Here is a 25,598-nt window from a genome sequence, read left to right as displayed (position 1 = left end):
CGGCTGAGGTTTCCTAGCCGTAGCGCAGCTTCAGGCCGAGGATCGCCGCCACCAGGCCGAGCGTGATCGCGTTGGCGACGACCAGCGGCAGGTCGCTGATCAACGCGCCGTAGAGCAGCCACATCGAGTTGCCGGTGGTCTGCAGAACGAACATGCCCATCGAGATGTCATGGGTCGAGCGCGACCGCCAAGCCTTGATGACCTGCGGCAGGAACGAGCTCGTGGTGCAGATGGCGGCGCCGAGGCCGATGATCGTGGTCAGCAAGGTGGAGGATCCGTGCGCTGGTCGTGGAAACGCACGCTTGTAGAATGGACCGCGCCGAAGCGAAACCCGCCTCGGCGCGAAACTGGTGCCTTGTTCAGCGCTCCTGCGATCGTTACGCCGCCGTCCAACCGCCGTCGATCGAGAGGTTGGTGCCGGTGATCTGCGCCGCATCGTCGCCGCACAGGAACAGCGCCAGCGCCGCGACCTGCTCGGAGGTCACGAACTCCTTGGTCGGCTGCGCCGCGAGCAGCACGTCGTTGATGACCTGTTCCTTGGTGAGGTTGCGCGCCTTCATCGTATCGGGAATCTGCTTCTCGACCAGCGGCGTCCACACATAGCCCGGCGAGATGCAGTTGCAGGTGATCTTGAAGGTCGCGAGCTCGAGCGCCACGGTCTTGGTGAGGCCGGCGATGCCGTGCTTGGCCGAGACATAGGCCGACTTGAACGGCGAGGCGACCAGCGAATGCGCGGACGCCGTGTTGATGATGCGGCCCCAGCCGCGCTTCTTCATGCCGGGCACCGCGGCACGGATGCCGTAGAACGCGGACGACAGGTTGATCGCGATGATCTGCTCCCACTTCTCCGGCGGGAAGTCTTCGACCGGCGAGACGAACTGGATGCCGGCATTGTTGACGAGGATGTCGACCGAGCCGAACGTGGTCTCGCCGAGCGCGATCATGCCGGCGATCTCGGCCGGCTTGCTCATGTCGGCCGGCGAGTGCACGGCCTTGACCTTGAAGTCGCTCTCGATCGCCGCACGCTCCTTCTCGATGTCGGCTGGCGCGCCGAAACCGTTGAGCACGATGTTCGCGCCGGCGGACGCGAAGGCGCGCGCATAGGCCAGCCCGATGCCGCTGGTCGAGCCGGTCACGACCGCGGTCTTGCCCTTCAGATTCGTCGTCATTGCTTCACTCCTTCTTGGCGGCAGCGAGACTGCCGTCCTGCGTGAGATCGTAGGTGACCATGGTCTCGCCGGACTGCGGCCGCTCCAGCCAGTCCTTGTGGCGCATCGACTGGTGGACATCGCGCACGCCCGCTTCCCAATGCTCGACCATCGCGACATGGGAAAAATCGTAGTCCTTGGAGGACGTCTCGTAGTTCTTGCTGCGATAGATCAGGTGCACCACCGTGACGGTGTTTTCCTGCGCCGCCTTGCACAGGATCTCGAGCGAGGGATCGTTGCGCAGCTCGTCGGGCAGCTTGGCATAGAGCTCGCGCAGCGCCTTGCGCGTGTTGTGGATCATGCGGTTCTTGTCGGTGTTCATCCGCGTCCGGCTGGAATAGCGGATGTCCTTCTCGCGCTCGGCGGCCTCCAGCAGCGTCCGCGGCAGATCGCCGCGCGCGGAGAACAGATCGACCTGGAAGATCAGCAGATCACGATCGGTCTCGGTATCGAGCACGTAGTCCAGCGGCGTGTTGGAGGCGATGCCGCCGTCCCAATAGTGCTCGCCGTCGATCTCGACCGGCGGGAAGCCGGGCGGCAGCGCGCCCGACGCCATGATGTGCTCGGGCCCGATCCGCTTGCCCTGCTTCCTGAATTCGACATTGTCGAAATAGGTGAAGTTGCCGGTGGTGACGCCGACGGCTCCGACGGAGAGCCGCGTCTTCAGATCGTTGATGCGGTCGAAATCGACCAGCCGTTCCAGGGTCCGCTTGAGCGGCGCGGTGTCGTAATAGCTGACCGATTGCAGCGTGCCTGACGGCCACAGCGGCGCCGGTGGGAAGCGCGGCGTGAAGAAGCCGGGCACGCCGAACGCCGCGATCAGCCCGGCGCTGACTTCGTTGAAGGCCGAGCGGTGATGATCGCCATTGAGCAGCGGCTTCCACGGCACCGGCGACGATACCATCTCCCAAAATTCCTTGAGACGGCCAATGCGTTTCTCCCGGTCGTTGCCGGCGATGATCGCGGCATTGATGGCGCCGATCGAGATACCGGCGACCCATTCCGGTTCGAAATCGAAATGGCACAGTGCCTGATAGGCGCCGGCCTGATAGGAGCCGAGCGCGCCGCCGCCCTGCAGGACGAGCACGCGTTGCGATTCGGCGGGGGTTGCAGGCAGCGGGGGAAATGGATGTTGCGTCATTACCGCGGTCATTAGCAAAGCAAGGCGCCACCGTGGCGTCACTTCGCGGTGACGTCAATCCACCCCAAGGGCTAGGCCGGCCTGACTCGCACGCGGCCTGCGCAGGGCGGCGGCAGCCCAGCCTGTCAGGAGGGCTTCTTGCCGTCCGGCGCGGCCAGGATCATGGTCCAGAACACTTTGTACTTGGTGTTCGGAGCATAGCTCGCTGCGATGCCTATTTTTGTGACACCGCTCTTGAGCATGTTGGCGCGATGCGGCGGCGAGTCACGCCAGCCGGAAAACGCTTCCGCCAGCGTATGATAACCGGCCGACACGTTCTCGACCGCGACGACAGCGTCATAGCCGGCACCCGTCAGGCGCTTCGCCAGCGGGGCGCGCACGTCATGATCGAGCTTGTTCTTGTCGGCCATCGCCTGCGACTGCGATTCCGCCAGCCGCATCAGCTCGGGGTCGACCTCGACCGTGCCGAGCCCGTTGTTCTGGCGGTATTGCGAGATCATCGTCGCCGCAGCCACCGCATCGAGCTTGGCGCCCGCGACCGCCATATCGGCATACATGGTCGGCGCCTGCACGACCGGCGTCTCGGCCGCACAGCCGGCGAGCAGGAATGCAATGGAGAGAGCGAGAGCCAGACGCTTCAATGAACCAATCCCTATGCCGATGCGAGAGGCGGGTTGTTGCACATCAACCGTGGCTGAAAGGTGAATCGGTGGTAAGTTCCGTCGCGACAATTGCGGCCATTCCTGCCGGCAACCGTTCGTCAACCATAGGAGCAGTTCGGTCAAGCCAGGAACGGCACGACGCCCTCGGTGTCGTCCTGGCCTTGAGCCGGGACCTTACTCCGCAGCGGTCGTGGTGAGACCCGATGCCGCTCCGGCGTGCCTCAAGCAAGCTTCACGGCGTATGGGTCCCGGATCAGCGCCCGCCAACGCTTTCGCGTTGCCGGGCTTGTCCGGGACAACACCGCATGTTTGGCAGCGATCCGGGACGAGCCCGAGCAGCCCCTACCCGGCCGCGAAAATCCGATAATGCCGCGGCTTCAGGCCGATGCGGTCGCCGATGCGGAGCTCGCGGTCGCGGGGGGCGTCGATCTCGATGGTCGAGCCTTCAGTCAGCGCGATCTCGGCGCGCTGCACTGGGCCGAAGCTGCGGACGTGGGTGACGGCGCCGTGCAGCGTGCCGCTGTCCGCGGAGCCGATCAGCATGTCGTGCCGGCGCACGAACAAGGTCGAGGCGCCCGCGGCCACGCCCTCTGCAGCCAGGTCCAGCGGCCGCCCGTTCAGATGCACGGCGCCGCCGGAGATCTCCACCGGCAGCATGATCGATTCGCCGATGAAGCCGTGCACGAAGGCCGTCGCCGGACTGTCGTAAACGTCGCTCGGCGAGCCGACCTGCTCGATGCGGCCCTTGTCCATCACCACGACGCGGTGCGCGACCTCGAGTGCCTCCTCCTGATCATGCGTCACGAAGATCGAGGTGACGTTGATCGAGTGATGCAGGGTGCGCAGCCATTGCCGCAGCTCCTTGCGCACCTTGGCGTCGAGCGCGCCGAACGGCTCGTCGAGCAGGAGGATGCGCGGCTGGATGGCGAGCGCGCGCGCCAGCGCGATGCGCTGGCGCTGGCCGCCGGAGAGCTGGCTCGGATAGCGATCGGCGAGCCAGTCGAGCTGGACGAGGTCGAGCAGCTCCTTCACGCGCGCGCGGATCTCAGCCTCGCTCTTGCGGATGCGGCGCGGCTGCACGCGCAGGCCAAAGGCGACGTTCTCGAACACGTTCATGTGCCGGAACAGCGCGTAGTGCTGAAACACGAAGCCGACGTGACGCTCGCGCGCGCCGCGATCGAGCGCGCTCTCGCCGTCAAACAGGATCTCGCCGGAATCGGGCCACTCCAGCCCGGCGATGATCCGCAGCAAGGTCGTCTTGCCCGACCCGGACGGGCCCAGCAGCGCCAGCAATTCGCCGTCGGCGACCTTGAGATCGACGCCGTCGAGGGCCTTGAACGTGCCGAACGTCTTGACGACACCCCTGACTTCAATGGTCACGCGGACCTCCCTCATCGAGTTGCCGTTCGAGGACGGTTTTGACGACCAGCGTGATCAGCGCGAGCATCGCCAAGAGCGAGGCGATCGCGAACGAGGCGACCATCTGGTATTCGTTGTAGAGGATCTCGACCAGCAGCGGCATCGTATTGGTCTCGCCGCGGATATGGCCGGACACGACCGAGACGGCGCCGAACTCGCCCATCGCGCGCGCGTTGCAGAGCAGCACGCCATACAGCACGCCCCATTTGATGTTCGGCAGGGTGACGCGGAAGAACGTCTGCAGGCCGGACGCGCCGAGCGAGATCGCCGCCTCCTCCTCCTGCGTGCCCTGCTCCTGCATCAGCGGGATCAGCGCGCGCGCCACGAACGGGAAGGTCACGAACACGGTCGCCAGCGCAATGCCGGGAAAGGCGAACAATATCTGCAGGCCATGGCTCTGCATCCACGGACCGAAGAACCCCTGCGCGCCGAACAGCAGCACGAACACGAGGCCCGATATCACCGGGCTCACCGAGAACGGCAGATCGATCAGGGTGATCAGGAACGTCTTGCCCGGAAAGTCGAACTTGGCGATCGCCCAGGCGGCGCACAGGCCGAACACGAGATTGGTCCCGACCGAGACCAGCGCCACCAGCAGCGTCAGGCGGATCGCGTCCCACGCCTCGGCGTCGGCAAGCGCGGTGAAATAGGCCGCGATGCCCTTGCCGAACGCTTCCACGAACACGACGATCAGCGGCAGCACCACGAACACCGACAGGAACGCCAACGCCAGCGTCGTGATGACGATGCGGACCAGGCGCGGCTCGGTGCGCGGATCGGGACGGCCGGCCTGCGCGACGTGCGGGCTGGCCGCGGACGATGCCACGGATGGCGCCTGCAGGGTCATCTCCACGCTCATGTCGGGTCCTAGTTCAAGGGCGCCCGGCTCTGCGCCCAGCGCTGCAACCGGTTCACGGCAAAGATGATCAGGAACGCCACGACCAGCATCACCACCGCGATCGCGGTGGCATCGGCGTAGCGGAATTCGGACAGCCGGATCACGATCAGCAGCGGCGCGATCTCGGAGACGTTCGGCAAATTGCCGGCGATGAAGATCACCGATCCGTACTCGCCGACCGCGCGCGCAAAGGCGAGTGCGAAGCCGGTGAGCAGCGCCGGCGTCAGGCTCGGCAGGATCACGCGGGCCACGATCTGCCAGCGCCCGGCGCCGAGGCTCGCTGCCGCCTCCTCGATCTCCGGATCGAGATCGATCAGCACCGGCTGCACGGTGCGGACGACAAAGGGGATGCCGATGAAGATCATCGCAACGAAGATGCCGAGCGGCGTGAACGCCACCTTGATGCCCATTGCGGCGAGCGGCGCGCCGAGCCAGCCCTTCTGTGCGAACAGCGCCGTCAGCGCCACGCCCGCCACCGCCGTCGGCAGCGCGAACGGCACGTCGACGATGGCGTCGAACAGGCGGCGGCCGGGAAAGCGGTAGCGCACCAGCGCCCAGACGACAATGGTGCCCATCACCAGATTGACGCAGGCGGCGGCGAAAGCGAGCCCGAACGAGATCTTCAGCGCGCTCAAGGTGCGACGGCTGGTGACGATGCCCCAGAACTGCTCCAGGCTGAGATCGGTCGAGCGAACGAACAGTCCCGCCAGTGGAATCAGGACGATCAGCGACAGCCAGGTCAGCGTCAGCCCCATGGTGAGACCAAAGCCTGGCAAGGTGCTGCGACGTGGTGCAAGTACGTTCAAAAAAAGGCCTGGTCCGTTGATGATCGGTGTCGATGGGCTTGAATCGATTGTGGTGTCCGCCCGCCGCCCCCAGCCTCGTCTCGGCAATCGAGACCGGGGACCGCGTCTCATGCGCGATATCGCAGATCGCCGCAACGCCAGCTTCTTGCCTTGTTGTCTCGAAGCCGTATCAGATCGGCGGTCACCAACTTGTTCCTTCTGATTCGATCAATTCTTGTAGATTTGATCGAAGATTCCGCCTTCCGCAAAATGGTCCTTCTGGGCCTTGGTCCAGCCGCCGAACACCTCGTCGATGGTGAACAGCTCGACCTTGGCGAAGGCAGCCTCGTACTTCTTGGCCACCTCGGGATCACGCGGACGGTAGGAGTTGCGTGCGGCAATTTCCTGACCTTCCTTTGTATACCAGTATTTCAGGTAGGATTCAGCCACACTTCGCGTGCCCTTTTTGTCGGCCACCGAGTCGACCACCGCAACTGGCGGTTCGGCCAGGATCGACAGCTGCGGCGCGACGATCTCGAACTTGTCCTTGCCGAACTCACGCAGGGCCAGATGCGCCTCGTTCTCCCAGGCGAGCAGGACGTCGCCGACACCGCGCTCCACGAAGGTCACGGTGGCGCCGCGGGCGCCGGTGTCGAGCACAGGGACGTGCTGATAGAGGTCGCCGACGAACTGCTTGGCCTTGTCGGCCGAGCCGAACTTCTTCAGCGCATAGCCCCAGGCGGCCAGATAGTTCCAGCGCGCGCCGCCGGATGTCTTCGGATTGGGCGTGATGACGTCGACGCCCTTCTTGAGCAGGTCGTCCCAGTCCTTGATGCCCTTGGGATTGCCGTTGCGCACCAGGAAAACGATGGTCGAGGTGTAGGGCGAGGCATTCTGCGGCAGTCGCTTTTGCCAATCCTTGTCGAGCAGACCCTTGCCCGCGATCGCGTCGATGTCATAGGCGAGCGCCAGGGTCACGACGTCGGCCTGCAGCCCGTCGATGACGCTGCGGGCCTGCGCGCCGGAGCCGCCATGCGACTGCTTGACCTCGACGCTCTTGCCGGTCTCCTTCTGATACGCGGCTGAAAACGCCTTGTTGAACTCGACGTAGAGCTCGCGGGTCGGGTCATAGGAGACGTTGAGCAGACTGATGTCCGCGGCATAGGCCGATCCTGCCCATGCCAGGCCTGCGACCGCTGCCAGAAGACGTCGCATCTTCATCCAAGCTCTCCGTTCCATTCACCGCCCGCAATGTTGCAGGCGCGCACTGCAGATCGCCAAATGTTCACGTCGGAGTCAACGGAACCGGATTTTCTTGTTTCCGGCCGGACATAGGCATTTTGCTACGAAGCGCTCGGCGTTGGGATAGCTGTTCTTGCCGCGGCACAATGTCGTCATGGGCTGCCAGGTCAGCCGGCCGGTGAGTTTCGAACTACACCGTCGAGGTCGCGACCGTGTGGATGCCGCATTCGGTCTTGTCGCGACCGCGCCAACGGCCGGCCCGCTCGTCCTCGCCGGAGTCGGCGCGGCTTGTGCAGGGCATGCATCCGATCGAACGGAAGCCGGCGGCGACCAGCGGATGCTGCGGCAGATCGGCAGAGCGGTAGATCGCCGCGATCTCCTCGCGGGTCACATTGGCGAACGGATTGAATTTCACCCGCACGCCGTCCTGCTCGACGACCGGGATCGCCGCCCGCAAGCCGCCTTGGAAACGCTTGCGGCCATTGATCCAGGCGGCGAACGGCGCCAGCGCGCGTGCCAGCGGCTCGACTTTGCGGATGCGGCAGCAGGCGTCGGGATCGGAGAACCACAGATCGTTGCCGGCGTCCTCGCGCTCGAGCGTGGCGGCGTCCGGCTTCATCGAGCGCACGTCTTGCAGGCCGAGGATCTCGATGAGCCGGTCGCGATAGGCCAGCGTCTCCGCGAACATGTGCCCGGTGTCGAGGAAGATCACCGGGATCGCCGGATCGACATCGGACGTCACCTTCAGGAGCGCGGCCGACTCCGTTCCAAACGACGACACCACCGCCAGCCGCTCGCGACCGATCGCCGCGAGAGCAGCGGCAATGACCTCATGCGGCGCGGCGGTGCGCAGCGCGGCGTCGAGCGCCGCGACCGGGATCTCCGCAACGGAAGGCGATGCAGCCAGCGTGCTCACAGCCCGGCACTCTCCGAATGGCGCAGTTGCAGGCGCTGATGCAGCGCCGAGATCCGGCCATCGCCGGTCGGCTGATAGAACACCGAATAGCGCTTCACGGTCTCGGTGAAGGCCTCGGCATCCGCCTGCTTCTTGACCTCGAAGGCGTCGAAGCCGGCGCGCAGCATGAACACGAACTGGTCACGCAGCACCTGCCCGGTCGCGCGCAGCTCGCCGCGGAAGCCATGGCGCTCGCGCAGCAGGCGCGCCTGGGTGTAGGCGCGGCCGTCCCGGAAGCTCGGAAACACCAGCGCGACCAGCGCGAGCCGATCGAGATACGGCACGAGATCGTCGACGTCGCGATTGTTCGGCCAGATCACGCCGAGCTTGCCGGTGGCGCGGCCGACCAGCGCGTCGGGGCCGGCGAGGAAGCGCGTCTCCGAGACGAGGATCGCGCCCTGCGCCGGCAGCTCGGCATCGTCGGTGAGGCGGACGAACGTGTCCGCGATGATGTGTCCGCCCTTAACGAGTGGCATAGACCCGCTCCCTGAATGGTTCGACCCCGAGCCGCTTCACCGTGTCGACGAACAGCTCCTCAGGGCTCGCGCGCAGCGCAAGATAGGCTTCGACGATGTCCTCGACGACATCGGCCACTTCGGCATAGGGCACCGCGGGTCCGATCAGGGTGCCGAGCACGGCGCCCTCGTCGGCGCGGCCGCCGATCGTGATCTGATAGAATTCCTCGTTGTTCTTCTCGACGCCGAGGATGCCGATATGGCCGACATGATGGTGGCCGCAGGCATTGATGCAGCCGGAGATGTTGATGTGCAGCCGGCCGATCAGGTTCGCCGTGTCGTGATTGGCGAAGCGGCGCGTGATCTCCTGCGCGATCGGGATCGAGCGCGCGTTCGCCAGCGAGCAGTAGTCCAGGCCCGGACAGGCGATGATGTCGGACACGAGGTTGACGTTGGGGATCGCGAGGCCAATGGCCTCGAGCGCCTTCCACACCGCCGGCAGGTCGCGCTTGCGGACGTGCGGCAGCGCCAGGTTCTGCTCATGCCCGACCCGGATCTCGCCGAACGAGTATTTGTCGGCGATGTCGGCCAGCGCATCCATCTGGTCGGCGGTCGCATCGCCAGGCGGCTTGCCGATCGGCTTCAGCGACACGGTCACGATGGCATAGCCCTGCACCTTGTGCGGGAAGACCGAGTTCTTGCGCCATGCCTCGAACTTCGGATCGTGCGCCGCCTGCTTCAGCTCCTCCGGCATGTGCGGCAGCGTCTCGTAGGCCGGATAGAAGAAGCGCGAGCGGATGTCCTCGATGATCCCCTGATCGAGCTTGAGCACGCCGTCGCGGATCTGCTGCCACTCCTCCTCGACCTCGGCGGCGAACTTCTCGATGCCGAGCTCATGCACCAGGATCTTGATGCGCGCCTTGTAGATGTTGTCGCGGCGGCCGTACTGGTTGTAGACGCGCAGGATCGCCTCGACATAGCTGAGGATGTCGTGGCCGTGGACGAACGGCTTGATGGTCTTGGCGATGAACGGCGTGCGGCCGAGGCCGCCGCCGACCAGCACCTCGAAGCCGGTTTCGCCCTGCTCGTTCTTCTTGAGACGCAGGCCGATGTCATGGATCTTGATCGCGGCGCGGTCGTGGTCGGACGCCGTGATCGCGATCTTGAACTTGCGCGGCAGGAACGAGAATTCCGGGTGAAGCGTCGTGAACTGGCGCAGCAGCTCCGCCCAGATCCTGGGATCCTCGACCTCGCCCGGCGCGACGCCCGCCCACTGATCCGAGGTGACGTTGCGCATGTTGTTGCCGGAGGTCTGCATCGACTGGATGCCGACCTCGGCGAGGTCGGCCATCGCATCCGGCAGCTCGGCGAGCTTGATCCAGTTGAACTGGATGTTCTGCCGCGTCGTGAAGTGACCGTAGCCGCGGTCGTAGCGGCGCGCGACATGGGCCAGCCGGCGGAGCTGGTTCGACGCCAGCGTGCCGTAGGGGATGGCGATGCGATACATGTAGGCGTGGAGCTGCAGATAGACGCCGTTCTGCAGCCGCAGCATCTTGAACTCGTCCTCGGACAATTCGCCCGACAGGCGCCGCTTCACCTGGTCGCGGAATTCGGCGACGCGCTCGTTGACCAAGGTGCGGTCGATTTCGTCATAAGCGTACATGACAGGCCTTCAGACTTGAGCCGGGAGCGCGATGGAGGCGCCCGTGAGCCGGATGTGTTCGCGCATATTGCCGGGCTTGACCGCACCGTCGGCGCCCACCTCGACCGGCGCGATGTAGGGACCGATCGCACCGAGATCGTCGGCCACCGCTTCCGACAGCAGGGCGCGCGCCTCGTCGGCGGTGCGGACGATCGCCGCATCGGAGAGCTCATCCGACCAGCTCTTGGTGCCGGTGCGGTAGATCACCGCGCCATCCCAGGTCCGGTTCGCGGTGATGATCGAGGGACCGGTGATCTTGATCTTCTGTTGCAGCGGGGAGGTCATTCAGACGGGTTCCAGGAGTTGTGCGATCACGCCACTGATAGTCTGCTGACGCCACGGCGCGGAGTGCGCCACGACGTCACCGATGATGAGGATGGCCGGACCGCCATCGATTTGGCCGACGAGATCCGGCAACTGATCGAGCGTGCCGACCGCCGCCTGCGCATCGGGGCGCGTCACCTTCGCGAACACACCCACCGGCGTCTGCGGCGAGCGGCCCGCCGCGAGGAGCCCTGCGCGCACCGCCGGCGCCGCGGTCATGCCCATGTAGACGACGACGGTCATCTTGGTGTCAGTCAGCGCCGACCAGTCGACCGCCTCGGCATCGCGCTCCTTGTGCGCGGTGAGGAAGGTGATGCGCAGCGCCTTGCTGCGGAAGGTCAGCGGCACCTCGAACTGCGCGGCGGCGCCGAGGCCGGCGGTGATGCCGGGCACGATCGTGTAGGACACGCCCGCCTTGCGCAGCGCATCGACCTCCTCGCCGCCACGGCCGAACACGTAGGAGTCGCCGCCTTTGAGCCTGACCGCGCGCTTGCCCTCGCGCGCCGCCGCGATCAGGAGTTCGTTGACGGCGTCCTGGCCGATGCCGGGCTTGCCGACCCTGCGGCCGACCGGCACGCGCGCGGCGTCACGGCGGATGCGGTCGAGAATCTCAGGAGTCACCAGTTCGTCGTAGTAGACGACGTCCGCGTCCTGCAGCGCGCGCAGCGCCTTGATGGTCAGAAGATCGGGATCTCCCGGACCGGCGCCGACCAAGGTCACGTGGCCGTTGCTGCGGCCGGCATGATCGGCGCCCGCAAACGCCGTGGGATCGGCAATGCCATGCAGCGCCGCCTCCGCTTCCTGCTTGCGGCCCGCCAGCACCAGTGCACCGATCGGGCCGTCGACGATGCGCTCCCAGAAGCGGCGGCGCAGCGTCATCTCGGCGATCTGCGGGTTGATGGTCTTGCGGAAGTCGCCGATGAAGCTCGCGAGCTCGCCGATCCGCGCCGGCAGCAGCGCCTCGATGCGCTCGCGCACGCGGCGTGCCACGACGGGCGAGGAGCCGCCGGTGCCGATCGCCACCACCACGTCGCCGCGATCGACGATCGCCGGAAAGATGAAGCTGGAATGCGCGAGGTCGTCCATCACGTTGACGGGCAGACCAACGCTGCGCGCCCGCGCCGACATCGCAACGCCGATGTCGCCAGCGCCCGCGCACAGCACGGCGATGACGCCAGTGAGATCGGCGCTCAGCGGGTCGCCTTCGGCGCGCTCGATCTGGCCGTGCTGATCGCGCAGACCCGCGAGATCGAAGTCGCCGTCGGTGGCGAACCAGCGGATCCGTGCGCCCGCGGACAGCAACACGCGAAGCTTGGCGCGCACGAGCTCGCCCGCGCCGATCAGCAGCACGGGGCCGGTCTTCAGATCGAGAAACACCGGCAGATATTGCATTGCGTTCTTCAGCTTCGGCACTTGGGGGTTGACTGGAATTATTTTCTATATAAGTGTCCCGCCTACGACGTAAAGAGAAAATTATTCCTTGGCTCCGCCATAGAATTTTCTCCCAGGCAGGCGATGGCTGATAGCATGCACATTCTCACCAACGACGTTTCCAGAGATCGGTTACCCTCCTCCGAGATCGAGCAAGCATCTTCCATGCCGCGCGTCCTCAACGCCGCACCGACGATGGACCATCTCGACGAGCTGGAGGCGCAGAGCATCTACATCCTTCGCGAGGCCTTTGCACGGCTGAAGAAGCTGGCGCTGCTGTGGTCGCTGGGAAAAGATTCCAACGTGATGATCTGGCTGGCGCGCAAGGCGTTCTTCGGCCGGGTGCCGTTTCCGGCCATGCATGTCGATACGGCCAAGAAGTTTCCCGAGATGTACGCCTTCCGCGACACCTACGCGAAGGAATGGGGCCTCGATCTCAAGGTCGAGCCGTGCCCGCCGATCGATGCCGTCGATCCCACCCTGCCGCCCGCCGCACGCTCGGCTGCGCGCAAGACCGAAGGCCTGAAGATGGCGCTCGCCAAGCATGGCTTCGACGGTCTGATCGCGGGCATCCGCCGCGACGAGGAGGCGACGCGCGCCAAGGAGCGCGTGTTCTCGCCGCGCGGGGCCGAGGGCCATTGGGATGTGCGCGACCAGCCGCCGGAATTCTGGGATCACTTCAACGCCTCGCCGCCGCAGGGCGCTCACTTGCGCATCCATCCGATCCTGCATTGGACCGAGGCCGACATCTGGGCCTACACGGCGCGCGAGAACATTCCGATCATCCCGCTGTATCTGTCCAGGAACGGCAAGCGTTATCGCTCGCTCGGCGATCAGGACATCACCTTCCCGGTCGCATCGAACGCCTCGAACATCCCCGAGATTCTCGCCGAACTCGAAAGCACCAAGGTGCCGGAGCGTGCCGGCCGCGCGCTCGACCACGAGACCGAGGACGCCTTCGAGCGGCTTCGCGTCGCCGGCTATCTGTGAGGGGGGATAAGGCGATGAACATGCGAGTCCCGTCAGCCGCCCCCGCCACGCCGAACGGCACCACCCGTCCGCAGGTCCGCATCGTGATCGTCGGCCATGTCGACCACGGCAAGTCGACCTTGGTCGGCCGCCTGCTGCATGAGACCGGCAGCCTGCCCGAGGGCAAGCTGGAGATGCTGCAGGCCGTCTCCGCCCGCCGCGGCATGCCGTTCGAATGGTCGTTCCTGCTCGACGCGCTGCAGACCGAGCGCGACCAGGGCATCACCATCGACACCACGCAGATCCGCTTCCGCACCAATGCGCGCGAGGTCGTGCTGATTGACGCGCCCGGCCACGCCGAATTCCTGCGCAACATGATCACCGGCGCCTCGCAGGCCGATGGCGCGGTGCTGATCATCGACGCGCTCGAAGGCGTGCGCGACCAGACCCGCCGCCACGGCTATCTCCTGCATCTGCTCGGCGTGAAGCAGGTCGCGGTCGTCGTCAACAAGATGGACCGCGTCGATTTCGGCGAAGACCGCTTCGACGCGATCAAGGCCGAGATCTCGGCGCATCTCGAAGGCCTCGGCGTCAAGCCGGTCGCCGTCATCCCGATCTCCGCGCGCGACGGCGACGGCGTCGCCGAGCTGACCTCGCGGATCGGCTGGTACGACGGCCCGACCGTGGTCGAGGCGCTCGACGGGCTGGAGCCGGCCAAGCCGCTGTCGAGCCTGCCGCTGCGCCTACCGGTGCAGGCGATCTACAAGTTCGACGACCGCCGCATCGTCGCCGGCCGCGTCGAGGCCGGCGAGTTGCGCGCCGGCGACGAGATCGTGATCATGCCCGCCGGCAAGATCGCCAAGATCAGGACCGTCGAGGGCTGGCCGCAGACCCCGGTGACCACGGCGCAGGGCGCGGGCCGCTCGGTCGGCATCACGCTCGATCGCGAGCTGTTCATCGAGCGCGGCGACGTCATCGCCCATGTCGGCCGCGAGCCGCAGGCGGCGCGCCGGCTGCATGCCCGCATCTTCTGGCTGCACGACCAGCCGCTGTCGAAAGGCGACAGCATCCTGGTCCGGCTCGGCACCCGCGAGGCGCGCGGCAGCGTCGTCGCGATCGCGAAGGCGGTCGACCCGGGCTCGCTGTCCAACGAAGAGAACGCTTCGATCGCGCGCAACCATGTCGGCGAGATCGAGATCGCACTGACCCAGCCGGTCGCCGTCGATCCCTACACCGAGAATGCGCGCACCGGCCGTCTCGTCATCGAGGTGCAGGGCCGCATCGCCGGCGGCGGGCTGGTGCTGTCGATCGCCGCTGGCAAGCGCGCCGCACCGGTCGACATCATGCCGGTGGAATCGGCGCTGCAGCCGCAGGAGCGCGCCGATCGCTATCGCCACAAGGGCGCCGTCGTGTGGATGACCGGCCTGCCCGGCGCCGGCAAGTCGACCCTGGCGCGCGCGCTGGAGCGGCGGCTGTTCAGCCGCGGCGGCGCTCCGGTGCTGCTCGACGGCGACACCGTCCGCGCCGGCCTCAACAAGGATCTCGGCTTCACGCCGGAGGACCGCGCCGAGAACATCCGTCGCCTCGCCGAGGTCGCGACCCATCTCGCCCGCAACGGCCACATCGCGATCGTCGCCGCGGTGTCGCCCGCGCGCGAGGACCGCGCGGCTGCGCGCCGCGTCGCCGGCGACCTGTTCCGTGAGGTCTACGTCGCGACGGCCGCCGAGATCTGCGAGAGCCGCGACCCCAAGGGCCACTACGCCAAGGCCCGCGCCGGCAATCTGCAGAACTTCACCGGCATCGGCACCGACTACGAGCCGCCGCTCGATGCGGAACTGGTGATCGACACCGCGACGCGCGGGATTGCGGACGCCACCGACGAGCTCGAGGCGCTGCTGTCGCGGACATCCGTGCTGTTCGACGACATCGCCGATCTCGGCGCGAATATCTGACGTCTGCTTCCAGACTTGTCATGCACCCCGTCATTCCGGGGCAAGGCCGCAGGCCTTGAACCCGGAATCTCGACATTGCCTTGCGCTCAATCCCCAATCACTTCGAGATTCCGGGTTCGATCGTCAACGCACAGCCGCTTCACGGCTGCGCATTGTCAATCGCCCCGGAATGACGGTGAAGCGCGACCCAACTCAGCCCGAAGCTACAGCGCGCCGACATAGGCGGTGAGATCGTCGAGCTCGGCCTCGGTCGGCAGTCGCGTCTCCATCTTCTTGGCATAGAACTCCCACATCAGCTTGACGGCGTCGCGCAGCGACGCCGTGCGGCCGTCGTGGAAATACGGCGCGGTCGACGCGGCCGCGTGCAGGGTCGGCACCTTGAACTTGCCGCCGGTGCCGATGTCGTCTTTGCTCTTCTTGTCGAAGCTCGGCAATTGATGGCAGGTGCCGCAACCGCCGTCGCCGATATAGAGCTCATAGCCGCGCCTGACGGCCGCGCTGGCATCCTCCCTCGGCGTGCCGTCCCCCTTGACCTGCCAGTTCGCCGGATAGTTCAGCGTGCGCACATAGGCGACCAGCGCCGCCAGGGTCTCCGGCGACGGCTCCGGCCCCTTCATGCGATTGACGATGATGCCGCGGATGCTGTCCTCCAGGGTCGGCGCCTGGCCGGCCCAGCCGAACACCGCACGCTCGCCGACACCCCACAGCGTCGGCGTATTCCGGCCATTGGGATCGCCGTCGGCGACCACGTCGAGGCCGACATAGGTCTTGTTGTTGGTATGCCCGGTCGAGAAGTGGCAGGTCGCGCAGGACGCCTTGCTGCCGCCGGAGAGGCTCGCGTCGTTGAACAGCTCCAGCCCCTTGGCGGCGAGTTCGGCTTCGGAGAGCTGGGCCGGTGGCGCCACGGCGGCGCCGACCGTGGTGGGCTCGGCCACCGGCGCCTCGGTCACGGCAGGTGCTGACGGCGCCTTCGGCTGCTTCCTCACCGCCGCGGTGGCGTGGCGGATTCTCGGCCTGTGCTCGGACGACGCCGCGTGCGCCGATTTCGGCTTCAACGCTGAAGCCAGCATTTGCAGCAAGGTCGGCTTTTGCGGAGCTGCCGCGAGATAGGGCGCTACAGATTTGTCCGCCGCAAGCGCGGGCAGGGCGAGCAGGCCAAGACACAAGACGACCGACCGCAGCCCCGTGAACGACATCGCCCGTCTCCCCCGACATCCCCTTGATGCAAATCGTTATCGATAGCTTTTACGTCCGAAGTGGGACTGTGCGGGGGCAATGAATCGGCGCAGGCGGGATTGAGCGGCGTCAGTGCACGGCCTGACCGCCATCGGCGGACGCGATGCCGGCGTGCGTCGAGAACAGCCGGCGCGGCGAATGTGAGAACCTGTCGCCTCCATCGACGACGGCGCGCCGGCGCGTCAGGCGCTGCGCGCATCCTGGCCGGAGAACTACGGAGGAGTGCGCCGGCTCGTGCCTGGACAGCAGTTTGCCCACGGCGCGGCCGCCGCATCGGCAAGCAGAAATTAGCACTTGATCCGCACAGTTCACGCCACCCGCAGCAACGCGGTCGAGGCGCATGATGGAGCATCTGGCGGCCTATTGGTCGACGGCCGAACTGGAGACGAACGGGATTCTGCTGCTGCACCTGATGGGTGCGGCGGCCGTCGGCCTGCTGCTGGGCTACGAGCGCACCTATCACGGACGCGCGGCCGGCATGCGGACCTACGCCCTGGTTTGCGTCGCATCGACCTTGCTGACGGCGATCAACGGCTTTCCCGGCAGCTGGTATGGCGGCATGGCGGTGTCGCCGACCGTCTCCGATCCGACGCGCGTGATCCAGGGCCTGATGACCGGCATCGGCTTCCTCGGCGCCGGCGTCATCATCAAGGACGGCTTCACCATCCGCGGCGTGTCGACGGCCGCCTCGATCTGGATGACGTCGGCGATCGGCATCATCATCGGCATCGGCTTCTACGGCACCGCGCTGTGCGCCACGGCATTGTCGCTGGCCGCGATGACCCTGCTCGGCCAAGTCGAGAAATGGCTGCCGCATCAGACCACGCTGTCGCTGTCGGTCGTCTACCGCCACGGCCTGCAGCCGAGCGAGGCAGAACTGCGCGAATGCATGCGGGCCTATGGCTTCGACGTGCTGGACTGGTGCTACGAATACAGCGAGGCGAAGCGGCAATTCCATTTCGAGCTGGTGCTGCAGGCCGCCGGCCGGTTCGAGACCGCAACGATGGCGCGCGACCTGTCCACGGCCGAGGACGTGGTGGAATTCCGGCTGGCGCCGTCAAGGGCGTGAGGGGAGCAGCGTTGCTGCGGTCATCGCTGTCCATCGCAAGATCCTCCCGACCTGCCTCTGAATCTGCTCCATTGATCAGACCCAAAGGCTGATGCCGAGAGTTCGAGCGCGGTCTCGAAGCACGGTTCCCGTCCGGCTCGAAGGTGGTATGCTCAATCGTGAGCGATCCGACGGAGGGCCAGAGCCGATGTGGAAGGCGCTTTGGAGAAAATGGACCATCGATCAGCCAGCTCTCCTTGGCGATTGGCTGTGGGACGTTTTCGTCGTCCAGTTCGCCGCCTTCCTGGACCGGCTGACACTGAGGCGGATCGTCGCCTTCCTGCCGGTCATCATCCTCGGCCTGGCCTATTATCATAGCATCCCGATCCCGCCCGAACTGATGCTCGTCGGCGATATCCTGGCCTATATCGATATCTTCTCCGTCCTGCTTCTCGTCGGCATCCTCAGTCGCGTCACGACGATCCTGTTTCTCATCAAGCAGGCGACCGCATCGATCGGACGCCTTGCCAACAGCTTGACGACGGTAGCGAGGCGCTTGGATCGTCGCCATCGGCGCGAGCGCGGCGCACAGGTCGGCAGGCGCGTGATTGAGGGACCCAACAAGGAAAGCGACCGTCCTGCGATCGTGATCGGCATGGCGTGGGCATAACTCCGCAGTGGCGGAGGGAGGCAATGCGATGCCGCAGGCGGCGTGTACTCACCGCTCCGAGCCGACCAAGCGCATGCATGGCATCCTGCTCGAAGAGCGTGGCGAAGAGCCGACACACAGCCGCGACCAACATTCGAGCTCACCCTGCGTTCGTTTGCAGCCTCCATCTCGTCACGGCTGCACGCCGGCATGATTCCTGTGCACCAAGAAACGAATTCTTTGGGTCCCATCAAGCTGCGCGCGCCGTCCAATCCTCCCGCCCAAATTCTACTTTCTTTTTTTCAGAAATCATGATAGGTCTATGTTCATCCCGTCCCACACGAGGGACAGTTCGCGACCGTCACGGACGTCGGGTGCGGGATGCGGTGGGCGCTTTGGGCTGCGGCGTGAGCAATCATGTCGACGGACAGTCCCGAGGCGCACGGCCAAGCCGTGGGGTCCTGGCATCCCGACGCTGATGCCACGCAAGCTGCGACGCCGACGCGTCGCGCGGGCAACGGTGACCAGAAAGCCCGGCGCACCGGGGAGACCACGGAGCAACCGTAGAGCCATCGCGCAGGGAAGGCCGGATGTCCGGCTGAACCTGTGGTGACTGCCGCCTGCATTTTTTTCTGCAGGCGGGCCATGGGTGCAGCCTGCACCCGGCCTTCCCTGCGCCTCTCGTGACCGAGAGGCGGCAAGTGTGCAAAGCTCGGACGCGAACAGGCGCCGCGAGGACGAAGTTGCATGAGCCATCACCACCACGAGCGATCACCTTCGTTGAGTTGTCCGCAGCCGTTTGGTGTACGTCGAAACGCCATTTGCGGCACGCTGTGCGTTGTCACCCTACCCTGGAGGGGGAGGGTCGGCGCACGTCGCGGCAGCGATGCGCGGCGGGGTGGGGTGATGCCACGGGCACCGGCGCTCGTGGAGAGATCACCCCACCCCGCCTCGCATCTCGCTTCGCTCGTTGCGAGTCGACCCTCCCCCTCCAGGGGAGGGTGGCAGCGTGCCCGATCCGAGGGCTCTGCACGGCTGTGGGCTCGCGGCCGAACTCTGAGGCGGTCGTGCGAAATTACTTGTCATCACTCCGCCCGGAACCAGCCCGCCTGTCCGCTGCCCTCCCCCGACCAACTGCGATACCCCTCCCCCCTTCCTTGGCCCCCGCTTTGGCGCTAAATGCACTGCACACGCCGCCTTCGAGGCGGCCATTTCAGCACGCCCAAGACACGCGCAACGTCGCCCTATTCGAGAGAAACGTCTCATCATGACCCGTATCGACGCCCATGGACTGAAGATCGCCCCCGTTTTGTTCGACTTCATCGCCAAGGAGGCCGCGCCGAAGACCGGGATCGATCCGGACGCGTTCTGGGCCGGCCTTGCCGCGATCCTGCGCGATCTCGGCCCTAAGAACCGCGAGCTGCTCGCCGTCCGCGACGCCCTGCAGGACAAGATCGACGCCTGGCACCTCGCCAACAAGGGCAAGGCCTTCGACCTCGGCGCCTACACCGCATTCCTGAAGGAGATCGGCTACCTGCTGCCCGAGCCGGCCACGCACAAGGTCGAGACCGCCAATATCGACGAAGAGATCGGCAAGATCTGCGGGCCGCAGCTCGTGGTGCCGCTCACCAACGCCCGCTACGCGCTGAACGCGGCGAATGCGCGCTGGGGCTCGCTCTACGACGCGTTCTACGGCACGGACGCCATCCCGCACGATCCGAGCGAAGCGGGCAAGGGCTACAACAAGGCCCGCGGCGACAAGGTGATCGCCAAGGCCAAGGCCTTCCTCGACGCCGCCGTGCCGCTCGCCACCGGCAGCCACACCGACGTCACCGCCTACAGCGTCATTGCCGGCCAGCTCTCGGCCAAGCTGAAGAGCGGCAACGCCACTGCGCTCAAGAACGCCGACCAGTTCGCCGGCTATCAAGGCTCGGCCGACGCGCCCTCCGTCATCCTGCTTGCCAACAACGGGCTGCATGTCGAGGTCGTGATCGACCGCAGCCATGTCATCGGCAAGGACGATCCGGCCGGCGTCTCCGACATGATCCTGGAAGCCGCGGTCTCGACCATCCTCGACATGGAGGACTCGGTCGCCGCCGTCGACGCCGAGGACAAGGTGCTGGTCTACCGCAACACGCTCGGCCTGATGAACGGCACGCTATCGGCCGACTTCGAGAAGGGCGGCAAGACACTCACCCGCGCGCTGAACAGCGACCGCAGCTACACCACGCCGTCCGGCGGCAGCCTCACGCTGCACGGCCGCAGCCTGCTGCTGATCCGCAATTGCGGGCATCACATGTTCACCGACGCCGTGCTCGACTCCGAGGGCAAGGAGGTGCCGGAGGGCATTCTCGACGCCGCGGTGACCGGCCTGCTCGCGATGCACGACCTCAAGGGTCTCTCCAAGGTCAGGAACAGCCGCACCGGCTCGATCTACATCGTCAAGCCGAAGATGCACGGCCCGGACGAGGTGGCGCTGACGGTCGAGCTGTTCGCGCGCGTCGAGAAGATGCTCGGCCTGCCCGAGAACAGCATGAAGGTCGGCATCATGGACGAGGAGCGCCGCACCACGGTGAACCTCAAGGCCTGCATCCAGGCCGCGTCCAAGCGCATCGTCTTCATCAACACCGGCTTCCTCGATCGCACCGGCGACGAGATCCACACCTCGATGGAAGCGGGTCCAATGATCCGCAAGAACGAGATGAAGGCGCAGCCCTGGATCAAGGCCTATGAGGATTGGAACGTCGACAACGGCCTGACCTGCGGCCTGCCTGGCCATGCCCAGATCGGCAAGGGCATGTGGGCCGCGCCGGACAAGATGGCCGACATGCTGGCGCAGAAGATCGGCCACCCGCAGGCCGGCGCCACCACCGCCTGGGTGCCGTCGCCGACCGCCGCGACGCTGCACGCTTTGCACTATCACCAGGTCAACGTGCACGCCCGCCAGGCGGAACTCGCGAAGGGCGGCCCGCGCGCCAAGCTCGGCGACATCCTCACCATTCCGGTGTCGCAATCGAACTGGGCGCCCGACGACGTGCGCCAGGAGATCGACAACAACTGCCAGGGCATTCTCGGCTACGTCGTGCGCTGGATCGACCAGGGCGTCGGCTGCTCCAAGGTGCCCGACATCCACGATGTCGGCCTGATGGAGGACCGCGCCACCTTGCGCATCTCGAGCCAGCATCTCGCCAACTGGCTGCACCATGGCGTGGTCAGCAAGGAGCAGGTGATGGATTCGCTGAAGCGCATGGCCGTCGTGGTCGACAAGCAGAATGCCGGCGATGCGCTCTATCAGCCGATGGCGCCGTCGTTCGACGGCGTGGCGTTCAAGGCGGCCTGCGACCTCGTGTTCGAAGGCCGCACCCAGCCGAACGGCTACACCGAATACATCCTCACGGCGCGGCGCCGCGAGGCGAAGGCAAAGGCCTGATGACGAAAAGCCCCGGCCATCCGCCGGGGCTTTTTTTGATCAGCCGGAGGTAACATGATGCTGGATCATATCACCGCGATGAAACGGAGCAGCGAGATCACGCCGAGCACGATCACGACCACGCGGCAGATCTGCTTGGCCCGGCCGTCGATCGGCAGCAGGTTGATCAAATAGAGGATCAGGATGACGACGAGAAAGGTGACGAGAGCACTGACGAGCATGAATGAGCCCCTGAACGAGAGGAGGATGCGCTGGCGGTGATCAGCTAACACGCTCGGCGGCTGGTAGTTCCACTCCCGGAACCTGAGTGCTCAGCGACTGTCTCCGTAGTTCAACGGAGCCAGCCCTCATCCAGATTTTTACGGCTCTGCGGTCAAATGCGGTGAATCGGAGATCAACATGCTGAACCGCCTGACCATTTCCACGACGTTGAAGGCCATCATCCTGGTGACGGCATGCCTGTTTGTCGGCCTGTTCGCCTCGCGGGCCTACAATTCGTGGCAGCAGCTCAAGCTCACCGCGCGCATCAGCTCGATCGTCGATGCCTCCGAAAGCATGTTCAAGGCGATGGACAAGCTGCGGGCCGACCGCTCGACCTCGAACCGCATGGTGACCGTGGACGAGAAGGTCGAGCCAGAGACCGAGCGATACGTCCGCGGCCTGCGCGACGTCGCCATGCCCGCCATGGGCCGCGCGCTGGGCACCCTTCCGGGCATCGAGTTTGCTGACAAGGCGGCGCTGCTCTCGCAATTCCAACAACTGCTGACAACGCTGAGCGATCAGCAGAGGGAATTCTGGCAGGAGGTCGCCAAGCCGAAGGCGTCGCGCCGATTGGCGCTCGGCAAGGAATACATGCAGACCGAGGACAGGCTGCTGGAGACGCTGGAGAAGATCCAGGCCATTCTCGCCGCCGAGGTCAACCATGCGGATCCGACCATCGATCAGCTGTTGCAGATCAAGCAGATCGCATGGCTGCTGCGCAACACCGCCGGCGATGCCTCCTTCCTGGTTTCGAACGGCCTCGCCGCAGGCAAGATCACGCCCGAGGCGCGGCTGAACTATACCAAGGCGGTCGGCGGCGCCGAGGCCGCATGGAAGGCGCTCGAACTCGCGACCAGCGGCGCAAAATGGCCGGCCGCGATGACGGCCGCGCTGGAGGCCACGCGCAAGGCCTATTTCGAGACCGAGTACACGGCGCTGCGGGATCGCCTCGTCAACGCACTCGCGAGCGGCGAGACGCCGGAGATGGTCGCCAACAAATGGAGCCCGTTCACGGTCGGGCGCCTCAATGCGGCGGTTGCGGTCGCCGAGACCGCACTCGAGACCGCAAGGACCTATATCGAGGAGCAGCATGCGGCGGCCATGCGGACCCTTGGGGTCGAACTATGCCTCCTGATCGCGGCGACCGTGATCGGCGGCACCGCGCTGATGCTGGTGAGCCGCCGGGTGATCCAGCCCCTCAACAGAATGCGCGATGCCATGCTGGCGGTGGCGGGCGGCGACCTCAGCGTCGAGACGGGCTACATGCAGCGGCAGGACGAGATCGGTGCGCTGGCGGGCGCGCTCGAAACGTTCAAGCAGCAGGCCAAGGACAAGCTCGCGATCGAGGCCCAGGAGCGCCAACGCAACGAAACGACGGTCGCGCGCCAGCGGGCGATCGAAAGCTATGTGAGCGAGTTCGAGGGGCTGGTCCGCGACTCGCTCGAGCAGCTCGGCCGCGCCTCCACCGACATGCAGGCGACGTCCGCCGGACTGACCAACGTCTCGCGGCAGACCAATGCCCGCGCCGAGGAGGCCTCGAAGGCCTCCAGCGACGCATCGACGAGCGTGCAGACGGTCGCCTCGGCCGCGGAGGAACTGAACGCCTCGATCGCCGACATCAGCAAGCAGGCGTCGCATGCGGCCGGCATCGCCAGCCGCGCGGTGGAGCAGGCCCGCATGACCGACGGCACCGTGCAGGGGCTGGCACAATCGGCCAATCGGATCGGCGAGGTGGTCGGGCTGATCAACAGCATCGCCTCGCAGACCAACCTGCTCGCGCTGAACGCGACCATCGAGGCAGCGCGCGCCGGCGAAGCCGGCAAGGGTTTTGCCGTCGTCGCCTCCGAGGTGAAGACGCTGGCGAGCCAGACCGCGAAGGCGACCGACGAGATTTCCGAGCAGATCGCCGACATCCAGCGCGTCGCCAATGACGCGATCGACGCGATCAAGCGCATCGGCGGCATCATTGGCGAGGTCAACGAGGTGGCGACCGCGATCGCCGCGGCGGTGCAGGAGCAAGGGGCGGCGACGCAGGAGATCTCGCGCAGCACCCAGTTCGCCGCCGACGGCACCAGGAACGTCTCCGACAACATCACCGGCGTCAAATCGGACGCCGATGCCGCTGCGGCGGCGGCCGACAACGTGCGCACCGCCTCAGAGACGCTGGAGAGCCAGAGCAGGAATCTCGGTCATCAGGTCAGGGATTTCCTCGGCAAGATCCGCGCCGCCTGACGACCTCGCAGGATCAGTCGGACGCCGTCACCGGCGCGCGCTCGTATTTCGCGCGCAACGCCGCGGGCGCCGGCGAGAAGTTCAGCTCGGCGCGCTTGCCGCTGCCGGTCCGGTTGGCGACCTTGAGGCCGTCGTCGCTGGCGACGACGTCGCCCTTGCGCAGGGTCGGATCGTTGTCGATCGACACCTTGGCAAGGCCGAAATGGTCCTTGCCGTTGCAGGTGCAGCCGTCGACGATCTCGGTGCGATACTTGAAGGCGTTGGGCAGCGCCGAATACGGCTTGCCGCCATCGGTCTCGGCACCGTCGATCGAGCTGCCATAGACAATCTCGGTCTTGGCCGCCGGGCAGAAGCTGTTGCAGGCGGCTTCCTTGCTCTGGTCGCCGGTCGCGCCGAGCGGGAAGTAGCGGCCATCACAGGTGCGGACACACCAGGCGACGCTGCTGCTGCCGCCGCGATAGGTGACGTCGCCCCGCGGGGCCGGCCGTGGCGCCGGTGGCGCTTCGTCGGCGAACGGCATCCGGATATAGGGCGCCTGACGCTGCGGTGCGTTGAAGCCGCCGAACAGCGCCGAGAAAAAATCCTGCGCGCCGGCTGTGGTCGGCGCTGCCAACGCACCCGCGGTTGCCATGGTTGCCACTGCAATGGCGGCGAGTGCACGTCGACCGTTCATCATTCCGCTCCCATATCAATTGACGGCCGAGACGGGCAGCGACATCGCCTGCCGCCCCGACGGCAGCGACGTCACGCGCGGCGTACGTTGGTGCGCGCCTGCAGCGAGCCGGCCTTCGGCAGCACCACGACCTTCGTCCCCACCTGCACGCGGCTGAACAGGTCGGAAACATCCTCATTGGTCAGGCGGACGCAGCCCGACGACACGAACTTGCCGATCGTCGTGGGGTCGTTGGTGCCATGGATGCGATACTCGCTGGACCCGAGATACATGGCCCGGGCGCCGAGCGGATTGCCCGGGCCGCCGGCCATGAATCGCGGCAGATAGGGCTGGCGCGCGATCATCTGCGCCGGCGGATGCCAGTCCGGCCATTCCGCCTTGCGCGTCACCGTCTGGACACCCGACCAGGTGAAGCCCTGGCGCCCCACGCCGACGCCGTAACGCAGCGCGCGGCCGCCGCCGAGCACGTAGTACAGATAGGTATTGCCGGTATCGATGATGATCGTCCCCGGCGCCTCCCGCGTATCGAGATTGACGATCGTGCGCCGCAACCTGTCGGGCAGCCGGCTGTCCTCGTCCTGCTCCACGGCGGGTGCAGTCGCCTCGTCCGGCGGGAAGGCCTGCTGCTGTTCGACCGACGCATATCCGAGGCTTTGTGCGCGAGACGCGGTGGGACCAGCAACAAGAAGAACCGCGACGCCGGCGATCAGCGAAGCGGTCCGCGCAAAGCTGCGGTGATCGGAAACGAGCTGTGTCATGGAGCGCCCCTGTCAGACGAGCATCGCGGTACGATGCGTGATTGCTTTCCAAACGCCGAACGTCTCGCCGTAGTTCCGGCCCGGTGTGGTCGCCCTGCGTCAGTCAAGCGTATGAGTTCTCACGTTTGCGCGACGGAACCGGATGGCCCCTCGGCTGTTGGATGACGA

At 66.0% G+C, this 25,598-nt stretch carries 22 protein-coding genes and 1 pseudogene; 6 read left to right on the top strand and 17 right to left on the bottom strand.

Annotated elements, in window-relative coordinates; genetic code table 11:
• Window positions 1-13 precede the first annotated feature (13 nt).
• The 13 genes from QX073_RS12530 to cysG form a co-directional block, all read right to left on the bottom strand.
• Window positions 14-265: a SemiSWEET transporter gene (locus tag QX073_RS12530; RefSeq protein ID WP_315713865.1), complete on the bottom strand. Its 252-nt coding sequence runs from the start codon at window positions 263-265 to the stop codon at window positions 14-16.
• Window positions 266-377: 112 nt separating this feature from the next.
• A complete protein-coding gene (locus QX073_RS12525) occupies window positions 378-1,169 on the bottom strand; it encodes a 3-hydroxybutyrate dehydrogenase (RefSeq protein WP_172134430.1) in 792 nt (263 codons plus the stop codon).
• A gap of 4 nt (window positions 1,170-1,173) precedes the next feature.
• A complete protein-coding gene (locus QX073_RS12520; protein ID WP_316159343.1) occupies window positions 1,174-2,349 on the bottom strand; it encodes a patatin-like phospholipase family protein in 1,176 nt (391 codons plus the stop codon).
• A 125-nt stretch (window positions 2,350-2,474) separates the two neighbouring features.
• Window positions 2,475-2,990 carry a CAP domain-containing protein gene (locus QX073_RS12515; RefSeq protein ID WP_315714371.1) on the bottom strand — a complete coding sequence of 172 codons (516 nt, stop codon included), beginning with the start codon at window positions 2,988-2,990 and terminating at the stop codon, window positions 2,475-2,477.
• A 363-nt stretch (window positions 2,991-3,353) separates the two neighbouring features.
• Window positions 3,354-4,391, bottom strand: coding sequence for a sulfate ABC transporter ATP-binding protein (locus tag QX073_RS12510; protein ID WP_315713863.1), 1,038 nt, complete (start codon window positions 4,389-4,391; stop codon window positions 3,354-3,356).
• On the bottom strand, window positions 4,381-5,289 hold the full coding sequence (cysW, locus tag QX073_RS12505; protein WP_315713862.1) for a sulfate ABC transporter permease subunit CysW: 909 nt from the start codon (window positions 5,287-5,289) through the stop codon (window positions 4,381-4,383). The genes QX073_RS12510 and cysW overlap by 11 nt, the downstream gene beginning before the upstream one ends.
• 8 nt (window positions 5,290-5,297) lie before the next feature.
• Window positions 5,298-6,134 carry a sulfate ABC transporter permease subunit CysT gene (gene cysT / locus QX073_RS12500; protein ID WP_315713861.1) on the bottom strand — a complete coding sequence of 279 codons (837 nt, stop codon included), beginning with the start codon at window positions 6,132-6,134 and terminating at the stop codon, window positions 5,298-5,300.
• A gap of 207 nt (window positions 6,135-6,341) precedes the next feature.
• Window positions 6,342-7,334, bottom strand: coding sequence for a sulfate ABC transporter substrate-binding protein (locus tag QX073_RS12495; RefSeq protein ID WP_315826007.1), 993 nt, complete (start codon window positions 7,332-7,334; stop codon window positions 6,342-6,344).
• Window positions 7,335-7,545: 211 nt separating this feature from the next.
• A complete protein-coding gene (locus tag QX073_RS12490) occupies window positions 7,546-8,271 on the bottom strand; it encodes a phosphoadenylyl-sulfate reductase (protein ID WP_315826006.1) in 726 nt (241 codons plus the stop codon).
• Window positions 8,268-8,786, bottom strand: coding sequence for a DUF934 domain-containing protein (locus QX073_RS12485; protein ID WP_315826005.1), 519 nt, complete (start codon window positions 8,784-8,786; stop codon window positions 8,268-8,270). Before QX073_RS12485 ends, QX073_RS12490 begins: the two co-directional genes overlap by 4 nt.
• Window positions 8,773-10,428, bottom strand: a complete 1,656-nt coding sequence (locus QX073_RS12480; protein WP_315826004.1) for a nitrite/sulfite reductase — start codon at window positions 10,426-10,428, stop codon at window positions 8,773-8,775. The genes QX073_RS12485 and QX073_RS12480 overlap by 14 nt, the downstream gene beginning before the upstream one ends.
• Window positions 10,429-10,437: 9 nt before the next feature.
• Window positions 10,438-10,752, bottom strand: coding sequence for a DUF2849 domain-containing protein (locus tag QX073_RS12475; RefSeq protein WP_315713857.1), 315 nt, complete (start codon window positions 10,750-10,752; stop codon window positions 10,438-10,440).
• Window positions 10,753-12,183 carry a siroheme synthase CysG gene (gene cysG, locus QX073_RS12470; RefSeq protein ID WP_316225836.1) on the bottom strand — a complete coding sequence of 477 codons (1,431 nt, stop codon included), beginning with the start codon at window positions 12,181-12,183 and terminating at the stop codon, window positions 10,753-10,755.
• A 204-nt stretch (window positions 12,184-12,387) separates the two neighbouring features.
• Here cysG and cysD point away from each other — a divergent pair, with 204 nt between their 5' ends.
• Window positions 12,388-13,212: a sulfate adenylyltransferase subunit CysD gene (gene cysD / locus QX073_RS12465; RefSeq protein ID WP_315826002.1), complete on the top strand. Its 825-nt coding sequence runs from the start codon at window positions 12,388-12,390 to the stop codon at window positions 13,210-13,212.
• A 14-nt stretch (window positions 13,213-13,226) separates the two neighbouring features.
• Entirely contained in the window at window positions 13,227-15,143 is a 1,917-nt protein-coding gene (cysC, locus tag QX073_RS12460) for an adenylyl-sulfate kinase (RefSeq protein WP_315826001.1), read from the top strand.
• A 203-nt stretch (window positions 15,144-15,346) separates the two neighbouring features.
• On the opposite strand, the gene QX073_RS12455 is transcribed toward cysC, so the two are convergent.
• On the bottom strand, window positions 15,347-16,339 hold the full coding sequence (locus QX073_RS12455; RefSeq protein WP_316172647.1) for a cytochrome-c peroxidase: 993 nt from the start codon (window positions 16,337-16,339) through the stop codon (window positions 15,347-15,349).
• Between the two features lie 383 nt (window positions 16,340-16,722).
• Between QX073_RS12455 and QX073_RS12450 the strand changes: the two genes are divergently transcribed.
• The 3 genes from QX073_RS12450 to QX073_RS12440 all read left to right on the top strand — a co-directional run bounded on the left by QX073_RS12450 (window position 16,723) and on the right by QX073_RS12440 (window position 21,506).
• Complete coding sequence (locus QX073_RS12450; protein ID WP_316225835.1) at window positions 16,723-17,448, top strand: MgtC/SapB family protein; 726 nt, start codon at window positions 16,723-16,725, stop codon at window positions 17,446-17,448.
• 187 nt (window positions 17,449-17,635) lie between these two features.
• The gene (locus QX073_RS12445) at window positions 17,636-18,097 is read left to right on the top strand and encodes a hypothetical protein (protein WP_316200329.1); all 462 of its coding nucleotides are present in this window, start codon (window positions 17,636-17,638) and stop codon (window positions 18,095-18,097) included.
• Between the two features lie 1,246 nt (window positions 18,098-19,343).
• The gene (locus QX073_RS12440) at window positions 19,344-21,506 is read left to right on the top strand and encodes a malate synthase G (RefSeq protein WP_316225834.1); all 2,163 of its coding nucleotides are present in this window, start codon (window positions 19,344-19,346) and stop codon (window positions 21,504-21,506) included.
• A 65-nt stretch (window positions 21,507-21,571) separates the two neighbouring features.
• Here the strand turns inward: QX073_RS12440 and QX073_RS12435 are convergent, their stop codons facing one another.
• Window positions 21,572-21,727, bottom strand: a complete 156-nt coding sequence (locus QX073_RS12435) for a Thivi_2564 family membrane protein (protein ID WP_316225833.1) — start codon at window positions 21,725-21,727, stop codon at window positions 21,572-21,574.
• A 178-nt stretch (window positions 21,728-21,905) separates the two neighbouring features.
• Here QX073_RS12435 and QX073_RS12430 point away from each other — a divergent pair, with 178 nt between their 5' ends.
• The gene (locus QX073_RS12430; protein ID WP_316225832.1) at window positions 21,906-23,999 is read left to right on the top strand and encodes a methyl-accepting chemotaxis protein; all 2,094 of its coding nucleotides are present in this window, start codon (window positions 21,906-21,908) and stop codon (window positions 23,997-23,999) included.
• 13 nt (window positions 24,000-24,012) lie between these two features.
• On the opposite strand, the gene QX073_RS12425 is transcribed toward QX073_RS12430, so the two are convergent.
• A complete protein-coding gene (locus QX073_RS12425; RefSeq protein ID WP_315713845.1) occupies window positions 24,013-24,672 on the bottom strand; it encodes a DUF2865 domain-containing protein in 660 nt (219 codons plus the stop codon).
• Window positions 24,673-24,687: 15 nt separating this feature from the next.
• Window positions 24,688-25,430 (bottom strand): annotated as a pseudogene (locus tag QX073_RS12420) (L,D-transpeptidase).
• Window positions 25,431-25,598 lie beyond the last annotated feature (168 nt).

It is taken from the genome of Bradyrhizobium sp. SZCCHNS3052, from assembly GCF_032484495.1.
GTDB lineage: Bacteria > Pseudomonadota > Alphaproteobacteria > Rhizobiales > Xanthobacteraceae > Bradyrhizobium.
The sequence above is the reverse complement of the archived record's forward strand: the minus strand, read 5'-3'. Positions and strand labels throughout refer to the sequence as shown.